Below are 12,523 nucleotides of genomic sequence, written 5' to 3' on the forward strand. Positions count from 1 at the left end.
AATAGCTTAAGATATCCAGCAGGCAGCCGCTTATGCAATCTCTCCAGCGCGTTTTCAAAGCCCTGAACTCTTACCGCTTAATCGCGATCGCTGCTTTTATTAGCTTACTGCTGCTGACGGCTGCCAATGCCATTACCCCGCAACTGTTTCGCTGGGGTATCGATCGAGGCATCGCCCAAAAAGATTTACAAGTTGTTCTCCAAAGCGCTGGATTGATGGTTTTACTCGCTGTCGGGCGCGGGTTATTCAATTTTGGTCAGAGTTTTTGGGCAGAACAAGCCTCTCAAGGCGTAGCTTACGATCTGCGTAACAAAATATTCACAAAAATCCAAAATCTCAGTTTCAGCTATCACGATAAATCCCAAACTTCACAGCTACTAACTCGCATCACCAGCGATGTAGAACAAATTCGTACCTTTATCGGCACTAACTTAATTCAAGTTGTCGGGTCAGTAGTGACATTGGTGACTATCTCTACAATTCTGCTACTGATGAATTGGCAACTGGCGCTGATTACCCTGACAGTTGTTCCTATAGCGGCATTTTTGCTATTTCAATTTTTTACCAAAAATATGACAGTGTTCGGTCAGGTTCAAGAGCAACTTGGTAATCTTAATGCCGTTTTGCAAGAGAATTTGTTTGGCGTTCGTGTTGTAAAAGCGTTTGCCCGTCAAGAGGCAGAAATGTCTCGCTACACCAGTCTAAATAATGAATTGGTGGCGGCGAATATGAAGACAATATTAGCGATTCGCAACACGTTTCCGCTGATATTTTTGCTAAGTAATTTAATTACCTTGGCAGTAGTGGGTTATGGTGGTGCAGAGGTAATCGAGGATAAGTTTACGATTGGGGAGTTGGTGGCATTTAACTCGTATTTGCTATTTATTCTCCAGCCGATTTTGCTGATAGGGTTTGCGGCTCCAGCGATCGCGCAGGCGGCGGCTTCGGCTGAAAGAGTTTATGAAGTAGTTGATGCAGAAATTGAAATACGCGATCGCCCCAATGCCGTACCTTTTGAAAAATGCGGGGGTCGTATAACTTTTGAAAACGTCCATTTTCGCTATCCAGGAGCTTCTACAGAGGCTTTAAAAGGGATTTCCTTTGAAACAAAACCAAAAGAATTAATCGCCATTTTGGGGATGACTGGATCGGGGAAAAGCACAATTATGAACCTCATCCCGCGCTTCTATGATGTTACCGAGGGATCGATTCGGATTGATGGGCGAGATGTGCGAGATTTGACATTAGAAAGTTTGCGATCGCACATCGGTATTGTATTCCAAGAAACAACGCTTTTTTCTGGCACAATTCGCGACAACATTGCCTATGCTGCACCAAATGCACCTATAGAAGAAGTGATGGAAGTTGCGAAAACTGCTCAAATGCACGACTTTATTAGCAGCTTGCCAGAAGGCTATAACACCATAGTGGGGGAACGGGGAGTTGGATTGTCGGGAGGGCAAAAACAGAGGATAGCGATCGCGCGAACTCTACTCACCGATTACCGCATTTTAATCTTAGATGACAGCACCAGTGCCGTCGATGCTAAAACCGCTGCACAGATTCAAGATGCACTAGATGACTTAATGCGTAATAAAACTTGTACTGCTTTTGTAATTGCCCAACGCATTAGTACAGTCCGCAATGCTGACAGAATTTTGCTAATGGATAAAGGGCATTTAGTAGCACAAGGAACTCACGATGAACTGATGCAAAATAGCCCACTTTACGGCGCGATACTAGAGTCGCAAGTTAAGAAACCTACAACTGTTTGAGGAGCATTACATGAGAGGTCCTGGCCCTATTGTTGCACCAGAGCAAAAAGCTAGCAAGCAACTCCCGACGCTGCGACGCTTTTTGGGATACCTAAAACCTTATCGCCAAGAAGTTCCAATTGCGTTGGGATTAGTTGCAATCGGTGCAGCTACTCAGGCAATTGGCCCTTTTTTGATTGGCTGGTCGGTTGACAATCTTATCGGCCAAGACGATTTGCAAGGGTTGCTGCTGATGTTGGGTTTTCTGGCAGCTATTTACTTAGCAGGAGTCCAAGCGATTCGCGGTCAAATTCACCGTGTAGGCTGGATCGTGCAGCGAGTACTCGCCCAACTGAGACAAGATATTTTCATCAAAATTCAAAGCCTCCCGATTAGCTTTTTTGACCGCAGCGAAGCTGGCGATTTGATGAGCCGCTTGCTTAATGATGTAAGTACAGTAAATCAGGCTTTTGGTCAGACAATTGCTCAAATGTTGGGCAACTTGTTCAGTTTGTTTGGAATCGTTGTGGCGATGGTATTGATTAACCCGCGTCTGGGTTTATTGAGTAACCTAGTCGTGCCGTTGATGATTTTTACTACTGGTTTATTTGCGCGTTGGGCGCGGACCAAATTTCGCGTCACCCGTCAAACAATTGGCGATCTTTCTACTAAGTTAGAAGAAGATATTGGCAGCGTTAGAGAAGCGCAAGCGTTTAATAGAGTTCAACTGAATATTGAAGAGTTCGATACTTTGAATGCTGCGAACCGCGATGCTAACGTACAGGCTGTTGCAATTACTTCGGCATTTTTACCTTCAATTGATTTTCTGAATACCCTCGCCACAGCGGGAGTGTTGGCTTATGGGGGTTATTTAGCTGTTACTGGTCAAGCTACGGTGGGAACTGTGACGGCATTTTTGCTTTACGTGCAGCAGTTTTTTCGACCGATTCAAATCCTCAGTCAATTTTACACTCAAGCACAGTCAGCTTTGGCTGGAGTAGAGCGGATATTTTTGTTATTAGATGAGCGATCGCAACTCAATGATGCTCCTGATGCTGTTGAAATGCCTCCTATTCAAGGCGAAGTTAGTTTTGAAAATGTCACTTTTGGCTATAACCCGGATCAACTGGTTCTAAAAGGCGTAAATCTTCACGCTAAACCAGGGCAAATGATTGCTTTAGTGGGGCAAACTGGGGCTGGCAAAAGCACAATTATTAACTTAATTTTGCGCTTTTATGATGTAACTGGCGGCGCGGTTAAGGTAGATGGAATTGATGTTCGCAGCGTGACTCAGGCGAGTCTGCGGCGTCAAATTGGTATTGTGTTGCAAGACAATATTTTGTTTAGCGGTACCGTTGCTGAAAATATTGCTTTTGGTCGCCCGCACGCTACGCAAGTCGATATTGAAGCCGCAGCCCAAGTTGCTAACGTCCATGAATTTATCACAACTTTACCTCAAGGTTATTCCACTCTTGTCGGCGAACGGGGCGCTAATCTCAGCCAGGGACAGCGACAGTTAATTAGTATTGCTAGGGCGGTTTTAGTTAATCCAAGGATTTTGATTTTGGATGAAGCGACTAGCAGTATTGATACGCGCACTGAGGCGTTAGTACAAGCTGCGATCGCTCGATTGCTAGAAAATCGCACTAGCTTTGTAATTGCTCACCGCCTCAGCACTGTTACTCAAGCAGATCAAGTGTTAGTGATTCAGCAAGGCCAAATTGTAGAACAAGGTACGCACAACGAGTTAATCGAAAAACAAGAGATTTATGCCAAACTTTATGCGCTGCAATTAGGCGCTGCCGCAACAGTATAAGTTAAACTAAAACCAGTTATGCAAATCAGTTTGATTGCTGCGTTTTACCTACAATCTAAAATCCAAAATCCAAAATTGATATATGGTATCTAGCCCTTCCACGACTCGCACTGCGCTTGCAACCGGAAGCCTGCGTAGAGTTCACCACATTGCTTTAAACGTGCGCGACATGAACGCTTCCCGCCACTTTTATGGAGAAATATTGGGTTTACACGAACTTACTGGCGACGAGGTTCCTGAAACGCTGATCGAGTTGGTAGCAGCGGGAAAAGTTGCTAACTTCGTTACCCCAGATGGTACAGTTGTCGATTTATTTTGGGAACCGGATCTCGCACCACCAGATCCAGATCCCAAACGGGCTTTTACGAGGGCGAATCACTTAGCTTTTGATATCGATCCGCAGTTGTTTGACCAAGCCGTAGAAGTAGTGCGATCGCATCAATTACAAATCGCTCATGGCCCAGTCAGCCGCCCTACAGGGCGAGGAGTTTACTTCTACGATCCTGATGGTTTCCTTATAGAAATTCGCTGCGATCCGACGGCTGATTAAGATGAAAGCAAAGCCCACCCTTGGCGAGTAGTATAGCTAACATAAATTTTAGTGGGCATTGCTACGTTCAATTACTATATAAGGTTAGCGCCAGTCTTTTTCAGCTTGCTCTAGCACGTAAGCAGATACATCTTCTATCTCTTGTGTAGTTAAGCGATCTTTGTAGGCTGACATATTATTTTTTCCGTTTGTGACGATAGACGTTACTGCTTCTATCGAATCCATGCCATATTTTTTTAAGGCTTTTTGTTTTAGTGTCTTTCCTCGCCTGATAATATTGCCGCCGTTGATATGACAGCCAGCACATTGGACGCTAAAAACTTTTGCACCGTTGGCGATATCTGCCGCTAAAACTGGATTGCTGAAGGCAATATTCAGCGTTGCCAGAGTTAGCAGCACTATTGTTAGTAACTTCTTCAAAATAATACTCTTCCTTCTCATTTTTCTTCACCAACAGCCCATTCTTCGCCGTTATCTATAGCTTCCTGAAGAAATAGAATTGCTAATCTGTTATAAGTGCCGGGGCCAATGTATTGCGGGTAGGTATGCGATCTGCTGTACACCCATACAAGGTCTTCACCGTCAAAGATGCGGATATCTTCAAACAAACTTTTACATTTAGGTTGCAGAGACTTAGCCGCATTCAAAGCGTCCGTCCATCTTTCAAACTCTTGAGAAAATCCCCGCGTTATTACTTTAAACATAGTTATCTATCTTCGCCCGCACGGATGATAGTTACCACCCACATAATTGACCCTAACGCTATGTTGCGATCGCCCAGCATTAAAACTCCAATCCTCTACGTTTACCAGTGAGTTGGCTTTGCTAAAAACCAGATAAATTTATTCAGGTTTATCGGCGATCGCGCTTTTCAATGCCTCGCAAATTACTTGCCGTTGCTCAACATCATAGCCCCAACGGTCTAAAAAAGTTTTATAACTGCCTTCGCCTGTCGTGGCACTTTCTATTAACAGTTGAGATATTTCGCGCACGGCGGGCATATCGAGTAGTTCGATCAGATTTGCTGTACGCGATCGCACTTGGTCTGAACCCTGCGCCATTTCTTCGTTATCATTGCGACGGTGGAAAACTGCTTGTGCTGATGACATTGCCAGGTTTTTCACCAAAAGTTCTGCAACAGTGTCGGGATACTGGCGCAATGCCTCCACGACTTCTACAGATGGATTGTCTGCTAAAGTTTTGTCAGATGTGAGATAAGTGACAAAAAACCCTCTAGCACCGTTTACAGTTTGAACTAAAGCGGCGATCGCTCCTTCTAGTTCCACTGGTGATAGAATACCCGCTTGCATCTTGTCAAGCAAAGACTGACTAAGGGCGATCGCTTGTTCAAACGTTACTTTCTCTGGAACTGTAAAATTAGTCTGAACCATAATCGTGGACGACCATCTCTGTATGTGATGATATATCTTTTCTAGCGCAGGATAACAATCGCAAGAAAATACTATGAAATACTTAACGTTATAAATTTATGGAAATACGCGGCGTTTGGCTTACAAACACAGATAGCAGAGTGCTTCGTTCAAAACAAAGCATTACTGAAGCGATGGAATTCCTAGCCCAAACGGGATTTAATGTCGTCTTTCCCGTCGTCTGGAATAAGGCATTTACACTCTATCCCAGTCAAGTCATGCGCGATCGCTTCGGCGTAGAAATTGACCCTCTTTACAAAGGTCGCGACCCCTTAGCCGAACTCGTTGTAGAGGCAAAACGAGTTGGCCTTGCAGTCATTCCTTGGTTTGAATATGGCTTCGCCAGTTCTTACAACCAAAATGGCGGACATTTGTTAGCTAAAAAACCAGAATGGGCGGCTCGTGATAGTGGGGGAAACCTGTTAAAAAAGAATAACTTCGAGTGGCTGAATGCCCTCGATCCTGAAGTGCAAGATTTCCTGTTGAGCTTAGTTCTAGAAGTTGCTAGAAACTACGATATTGACGGCATCCAAGGGGATGACCGAATGCCCGCGCTCCCTAGCGAAGGTGGCTACGACACCAAAACCGTCCAACGTTATAAACAGCAATTTAATCAAAACCCCCCATCTAACCCAAAAGAGCAACAATGGCTACAGTGGCGTGCTGATATTCTCACCGACTTTTTGGTTCGCCTCTATCAAGAAGTCAAAGCTATCAATCCAGATATATTGGTATCATTGGCTCCCAGTGTTTACGATTGGGGACTTAGGGAATATCTCCAAGATGCTAAATGTTGGATAGACAGAGGTCTAGCTGATATGATCCATCCGCAGCTATATCGTCGCGACTTCCGCAGCTATAGAATCCTGGTAGATAGGCTAATTACTCAACAATTTACCGCCCAACAGTTGCCCCAGTTAGCACCAGGTATTCTGATAAAACTAGGCTCGTCTTATCGCATCACGCCGGAACATCTTTTACAGGTTATTGAGTATAACCGTTCTTGCGGTATCCAAGGGGAAGTTTTCTTCTTTTATGAAGGTTTGCGAGATGACAATGACGCCTTAGCAAAGGTGCTGCGATATGGCCCTTATGCCAAGCCCGCTTCATAACCAAGTGAAAAGCTACCCAAAGTTTTGGCGAGTGAATATAGGCAAATTAAATGTGGAACATCTTAAAATTTTGGATTTTAGATTTTAGATTGAGTAAATCTTAGGTAAACAACGAAGTCGCGTGCAAAATTCACCCAAGATGCATTAAAAAATTAACACTTTATATCATTAGGGCTTAATCTGGCTACATTTTAATTTCCTGCTGGTAAAGCGTTTGAATTCAAAATGTTATTACACCGCTACCAGCAGCGATGCATAAATGGCTGCACCAAGGGCAAAACCCCAAAAGCGGCTTTCGCGGTCTTCAGGGAGTTCTTCTTTAAGGACGTTAAGGACGATACCTCCTGCTAAGAAAGCGAAGAGGACAGCGATCGCCGCTTCGTGAATTTCGCTCCCCCGCCCGATCGCCCATCCCACGATAATAGCTGCGGCTAATATCCACCGACCCACGCGATCGTAGTAACTTTTATGATTGTCGCGCAGCCCCTTGTCGTTGACTATAAAATGCAAAGCCATTGCAAAGAAAAATAGAAACAGACTTTGCACCCCCGGTTCCTCCCGGTGCAGCAGCAGGTAGCCAATGAGGGCGTTGTAAACAGCAAATGAGGCAATGTGCAGCCAGAAAATTCCCGCCTCTGTCACATCTCCGTTTCCCGCTTCTTGGTTGCGTTGGCGCGATACCTTAGCAGTTCGTTCCAGTCCGTAAAACACAGCTACGCCAAAAAGTGTCACTAAATAAACGTGGTGTTCCAGAAAGGAAAGGCCCTCGCCTACCGCCTGCTTAATTGTCGCCTGCGCCGCACTCAGTTCGGGGAGGATATGGACAAAAACATAGGCAACCGATACGCCACTGCTTATAGAAAGCCACAAGCTGCGAGGAGTAGCGTCGAGAAAGCGCAGTTTGCCGGAGAAGAGATGCACCAGAGCCAAACCGACTGCAAGGAGTCCAGAAAGTATCAGTAACTCAGGGCTAGATAATGACGTTTCTGCAACTGCTATTTCCATTGCTGATAAGGATTCAGACCGCCCGATCCAAGCCACCATAGAGACAATACGACCTTCAGCTCGTTATGTTTGTTAGACCCGAATGAAACCCGCTCTAACACTATTTCAACGACTGATATATTAATGAAAATAATTAGCTTCTATCTTCAGCATGATAGGGTTTGGACACAAGCGTGTCCTCCTATTAGCCGATTTTTCTCTTACAATTTCGCTCGTTTCAGGTATGGCGCGATCGCTTAGTCTCCTCGTCAGCGCGATCGCCAGATTCGGGGCGAATTCGATCTTGCAATCCCCACAGGCTGACCAGTGCGGCTAGTGCAGCCCCGATGCTATCCATAATTAAGTCAACAATCGTGTCATCAATATCATTAATAACTGCGATCGCCCACTCAAATATCTCCCAAATGGCACCGATAGCAATTCCAAAGCTGGCAATAGTCAAAAGATAGAGTATGGGGTGGCTGCGGAAAATACTCAGCATCGGGCTATAGACCAGAAAACTCAACGCCAGCGTGATGGAAAAAGTTGTAAATGCGTGGGTAATTTCGTCGTATGGCCCAGGTTGGTAAAATAAACCCCAAACCCAGCCAGCCGCATTCACCAACGCTGCTATTACAAACAGGAAATCGAACAGAGTTGGCAGGCGATCGTCCATAATAACGAAAGCCAACGAAGCAGCCAAAAAGCCGACTAGCGTAACCACACCTAGCACTTTGCCCTGATATATGGCAAATATGACGGCTAGGCCAAGCAAAAATTGTCCTACCCAAGCTGCTATTCGATAACCCCGCCAATTGGTACTCGGCATTGCTTTTTCCTTTTAAATATTTAATGGCAATAATATTCTTAGCCTTGCATAAATAAGCCTTCAGCGAATATTTTTGAGTGTTAAGTTTTAAAAGTGGAAAGAAGGAAAAACTTCACTTATATCGCGTGTTTTTAAGTTTAGGGAGTTTAACTCAAAACAAGAGGCGGAGCTTCTTTTGCTCCGCTCATAACTCAAAATTCATAACTATTAAGCTTCTGGATTTTGACGGTTAAGCGCCTGAATATCAGCCCGCAATGCGGCGATCTCTTCGTGCAGTGCTGCAATAGACTTCGCACCTGCTACCTCTGCCTCTTCATTCTCTGCATCGCGACCTACAAAGAATGTGGCAAGCGTAGCCGTCACGTAGCCAAATACGGCAAACGCATACAGCGATAGGATTAAGCAAAGTACCCGACCCTCTGGAGTTTGCGGCCAGTATTCAGATCCCATCGTTGTCATCAGCATCGCCGTCCACCACAGTGCAGCACCGTAGTTATTCAGTCCGCCTCCTTCGGGGGTGTTGCTTTCAAATGCATACATCCCTGCGGCTCCAACCAGCGTCACCACTAGCGTTAGCGCGACAACGTAGCCGAAGCCGCGACGATTCATGCTAGCTCTGAGCGCACTCATGCCGCGATTCAAAGAACTGATGACACGCACCAGCCGCAGTCCCCGCGTGGCTCTGAGTACGCGGAGAACTCGCGAAATTCGGAAGACGCGCAATGCTGGCAATAGCAGGGACAGAGCTGCTAGCCAGTTTTGCTTCAAATAGGCGATTTTGTGAGGAGCCAGAAAGAATCGCAGCGCAAAGTCAAGCACAAAGGCGATCCAGATCGCGTTGCTGATAACTTCAAGCAGGGGATTTAATCCCCAAATTAGTTCCACGATCAACAACGCCAACCACCCAAAGCCAAGCAACAGCATGGGTGTTTCCAGTAAATCTTCTAACTGTTCTAGAACCTCGTTGCGTTCTTTGTTTAGCTGCCTTTTTTCAGATGTACTCATATTCTTTATCGCTGGTCTAGTGCCTTAATTGCCTCCAAATATCGCTCCTCAACATCCTGGCGATCGCACTCCTCGGTTATTCCCTCGCGGCTACCGCGCTCGATTTTTTGAGCATGACGCAAAAGTGCGGCGCGGTCTTTCTTGTTGCTGGTGCGCGTTGCAATTAGCGCGATCGCTTCTAGCAACCGCATCGTTACCGCTGCGTCTGAGCTTCCGTAGTGGCGAATCTGGTTAAAAGCATCGTCGGTTAACTCAGCAAATGTCACCGTAGAGGCAATTACCCGCAGGTTGTTGTCTTCGTCGTAGCGGTAGGGGGAGGGAAAATCTTTTTCGGCTAAGCGGCAGAGTGCGGCACTCAGTTGGTCAATACAGCGAATCGCGGTGAACGGATCGTTGATTCCAGGGGAGATGGCTCGAAGGGCGACTTCAACTAGCTGGTTGACACAAAACTCTACATCTTGCTGCTCGGTGCGTTGCTTGCCTAGAATGAACGCATCGTCGATCTGCTTGGTGAGCTTCCGATTCACTCGTTCCCCAGGCCAAACCATTACCAGTTCGCATCCTTCGACGACAAACTTGCCGGGGCGATTTTTGACACGCAACAACAGGTCATGCGACTTGGCGATTTTCATCAACCGCTCGTCATCAATTGCCTGGATATAACCGCTGCTAGTTGCCAGGATAGGCGAGGCTTCTTGGTCGAAATTTGTGGGAATTTCTTCCACCCACCGTTGCTTGTGACCCCGCATACCATGCCCGATTTTCTCTGGGAATAGGTGATCGATCGTCCGATCCAAATCGCTGCCAACTTCCCCGATGACGTGCCACAACTGAATTGAAATGGAGGCGTGATGAATAAAGTAAATCAACACGCCAATACTGGCGATCGCCAGCACAACGCCCACTGTCACCGAAATTTGCGGCACAAATGCGTTGTACTCCTCTCCCCGGATGGTTCGCAGTATCAGCAAGCAGTAGATAAAAGTGGCGATGAATGTGCCCAGCACTACTTGATTCCCCGTATCTTGCATAAAGTTACGCAGCAGTCTGGGGCCGAACTGCGAGGAAGCTAAACTGAGGGCAACCAGCACGATCGAGAAGGCGGTACCAGCTACGGTAATCATGGAACCAGCGACGGTGGAAAGCAGCGTGCGTGCCCCGTCTGCGCCGCCAGTGTAGATCCAGCCCAAATTCTCCCTCGACCCCGACGTGCCTGCCCGATCGAGGTTCAGCATTGCAAATGCTAGGGCGATCGCTATAGTTGCCATCAGTGTCGGCACAAACCAATAGCTGGAGTGCAGCGAGTCCCAAAGTTTGCTCAACTTAATTTTGTTCATCTGCCATTGTTAGCAGTTTGAGCGCCGTTACCATCTCTTTGGGCACGCATTTCCGCCAATTTTCTCAGCGAACCGCCGATGCTGCGCGGTTTTGGTACTTCTTTATTACCAGCAGGCCATCCTTCGCGCTGACGAGAGCGAATGCGCTTACGCGCACGCTTCGCTAACGCCGTCTGTCTCTTCGGTTTGGTCGTGGAATAGGATCTGCTGCGTTGGGTATGGCATATCGATGCCGTTTGCAGTTAGTTTCTTCTTGATTGCAGTCAGAACCTTATCCTGTGAATAAAGAACATCTGCGCGTCGCGGGGGGTGAACCCACCATCTAGCGCGGATATTGACGGTACTCTCAGCTAAATCTACTACAAGCGCATCTGGGTGAGGATCTTTTAACACGCCATCCACGCTGGCGATCGCTTCTAAAATCAACTCCTTTGCAATGTCGATGTCGTCGCCGTAGCCGATGCCAATGTCATACTCCAGCCTCCGATTATCGAAGGCAGTATTAACTGTCACCGAATTAGTAAAAAGTTCAGAATTCGGAATCACGATGCGACGACCATCATAAGTTTTGATGGTCGTGGCTCGCGTTTCGATGCTTTCGACCGTTCCCTCGAAATCTTTGAAAACAATCTGGTCATTAATCCGAAACGGTTCGGTCAACAGAATCAGAATACCAGCTAGGAAGTTTTGGAGAATATCTCGAAACGCAAAACCAATCGCAACACCGCTAATCCCCAGCAATTGAACCAAATCGCCTGCCTTGAATGACGGGATGAGAATAGATAACGCGACAAATAGACCGACTAAAATTGTAATTCCTTGCGCCAAGCGTCCGAGTACCATCCCTAGATTCCGAGCATGGCGATAATGTCGAGTAACCTTTTTGACGAGGGATTTTAGCGTTCTCGCGGCGTAAAAAAATACCGCAAATACGATTAATGCCAACACCATATTTGGCAGCAGGATAATCAGGCTGTCGATCATTCCCTGAATCTTATCCCATGCTATTGATACAGATGCTTGGGGATTCATAACACCTCCGTGCTAAACAATGTCAATTCTAATTAAATGCGAATTTTTTGTAATGGTTGCAGCAAGAAGGGCGTAAAGTTTCTATATTGAAAGTTTATTGTCGAGCCACGCTATTAGTAAGTCATGTCAAACTTATCCCTGTTAGCGCAATTCAGAACCCTTGCTATCCTCTAGAGCGGAAAAAATATGTAGCGTATTTTATTGCTTTAAAATACTTATCTTTGGAGCGTGCAAAGTCACGCGCTAGGAAATTTTCATGCGTCGCGTTGTAGTTTATTCCCCTAACGCCTGACTTGCGAAAGAAGGCTTGAAGTGATGGGGGGAGAGTAAGTTAGAAATAAAAAGCAAAAGGCAAAAGAGAAGAAACTTATTTCTTTTGCCTTGTTACTTGTTTATGACTTCTTAAACGTGATTTTGTCTGCTTGCAGGTAGACCGCTTGGCTCTGTAGCTGTTGGGCTTCTGTGGCGCTCAAACCCCATTGTTTCTGGGCTAGATCGGCGGGGGGCATCGGCTTTAGCACACCCGTTAAATTGAGCGTCTGTCCTGACTTGACAACAACTTTATTTTCAGCGCTGCCTTTGTCCAATGCCGGGTCGAGAACAACTGCCAGTTGTTCGTTATTGCTTCGGCCAACCCAGAAGGGGCGATCGCCAATTACACTTTGAACTTTCAC

Annotated in this window: 13 protein-coding genes; 4 read left to right on the plus strand and 9 right to left on the minus strand. The window is 46.2% G+C overall.

Going from position 1 to position 12,523, the window contains the following annotated elements:
• Window positions 1-32 precede the first annotated feature (32 nt).
• From H6F77_RS21080 to H6F77_RS21090, 3 genes are all read left to right on the plus strand, one after another.
• Window positions 33-1,775, plus strand: a complete 1,743-nt coding sequence (locus tag H6F77_RS21080) for an ABC transporter ATP-binding protein (protein WP_190490847.1) — start codon at window positions 33-35, stop codon at window positions 1,773-1,775.
• Between the two features lie 10 nt (window positions 1,776-1,785).
• Complete coding sequence (locus H6F77_RS21085) at window positions 1,786-3,570, plus strand: ABC transporter ATP-binding protein (RefSeq protein WP_190490849.1); 1,785 nt, start codon at window positions 1,786-1,788, stop codon at window positions 3,568-3,570.
• A gap of 82 nt (window positions 3,571-3,652) precedes the next feature.
• Entirely contained in the window at window positions 3,653-4,120 is a 468-nt protein-coding gene (locus tag H6F77_RS21090; protein ID WP_190490850.1) for a VOC family protein, read from the plus strand.
• 84 nt (window positions 4,121-4,204) lie between these two features.
• Here H6F77_RS21090 and petJ read toward each other — a convergent pair whose 3' ends face one another.
• From petJ to H6F77_RS21105, 3 genes are all read right to left on the minus strand, one after another.
• Window positions 4,205-4,561: a cytochrome c6 PetJ gene (gene petJ / locus H6F77_RS21095; RefSeq protein ID WP_190490853.1), complete on the minus strand. Its 357-nt coding sequence runs from the start codon at window positions 4,559-4,561 to the stop codon at window positions 4,205-4,207.
• Window positions 4,558-4,824: a hypothetical protein gene (locus H6F77_RS21100; protein WP_190490855.1), complete on the minus strand. Its 267-nt coding sequence runs from the start codon at window positions 4,822-4,824 to the stop codon at window positions 4,558-4,560. The genes petJ and H6F77_RS21100 overlap by 4 nt, the downstream gene beginning before the upstream one ends.
• A gap of 138 nt (window positions 4,825-4,962) precedes the next feature.
• Window positions 4,963-5,511 (minus strand): sll1618 family protein, encoded by a 549-nt coding sequence (locus H6F77_RS21105; protein ID WP_190490857.1) that lies wholly within the window; start codon window positions 5,509-5,511, stop codon window positions 4,963-4,965.
• Window positions 5,512-5,609: 98 nt separating this feature from the next.
• Here H6F77_RS21105 and H6F77_RS21110 point away from each other — a divergent pair, with 98 nt between their 5' ends.
• Window positions 5,610-6,662 carry a glycoside hydrolase family 10-like protein gene (locus H6F77_RS21110; RefSeq protein ID WP_190490859.1) on the plus strand — a complete coding sequence of 351 codons (1,053 nt, stop codon included), beginning with the start codon at window positions 5,610-5,612 and terminating at the stop codon, window positions 6,660-6,662.
• A 231-nt stretch (window positions 6,663-6,893) separates the two neighbouring features.
• Here H6F77_RS21110 and H6F77_RS21115 read toward each other — a convergent pair whose 3' ends face one another.
• The 6 genes from H6F77_RS21115 to H6F77_RS21140 form a co-directional block, all read right to left on the minus strand.
• Window positions 6,894-7,667 carry a hypothetical protein gene (locus H6F77_RS21115; protein WP_190491045.1) on the minus strand — a complete coding sequence of 258 codons (774 nt, stop codon included), beginning with the start codon at window positions 7,665-7,667 and terminating at the stop codon, window positions 6,894-6,896.
• 217 nt (window positions 7,668-7,884) lie between these two features.
• On the minus strand, window positions 7,885-8,475 hold the full coding sequence (locus tag H6F77_RS21120) for a DUF2238 domain-containing protein (protein ID WP_190490861.1): 591 nt from the start codon (window positions 8,473-8,475) through the stop codon (window positions 7,885-7,887).
• Window positions 8,476-8,682: 207 nt separating this feature from the next.
• Window positions 8,683-9,480, minus strand: a complete 798-nt coding sequence (locus H6F77_RS21125; protein ID WP_190490863.1) for an ion transporter — start codon at window positions 9,478-9,480, stop codon at window positions 8,683-8,685.
• A gap of 5 nt (window positions 9,481-9,485) precedes the next feature.
• Complete coding sequence (locus H6F77_RS21130) at window positions 9,486-10,817, minus strand: DUF2254 domain-containing protein (RefSeq protein ID WP_190490865.1); 1,332 nt, start codon at window positions 10,815-10,817, stop codon at window positions 9,486-9,488.
• Window positions 10,818-10,964: 147 nt separating this feature from the next.
• Window positions 10,965-11,849, minus strand: a complete 885-nt coding sequence (locus H6F77_RS21135) for a mechanosensitive ion channel family protein (RefSeq protein WP_375335957.1) — start codon at window positions 11,847-11,849, stop codon at window positions 10,965-10,967.
• Between the two features lie 392 nt (window positions 11,850-12,241).
• Window positions 12,242-12,523 (minus strand): hypothetical protein, encoded by a 282-nt coding sequence (locus H6F77_RS21140; protein WP_190490868.1) that lies wholly within the window; start codon window positions 12,521-12,523, stop codon window positions 12,242-12,244.

This window comes from Microcoleus sp. FACHB-831, assembly GCF_014695585.1.
In the GTDB taxonomy this organism is placed as follows: domain Bacteria; phylum Cyanobacteriota; class Cyanobacteriia; order Cyanobacteriales; family FACHB-T130; genus FACHB-831.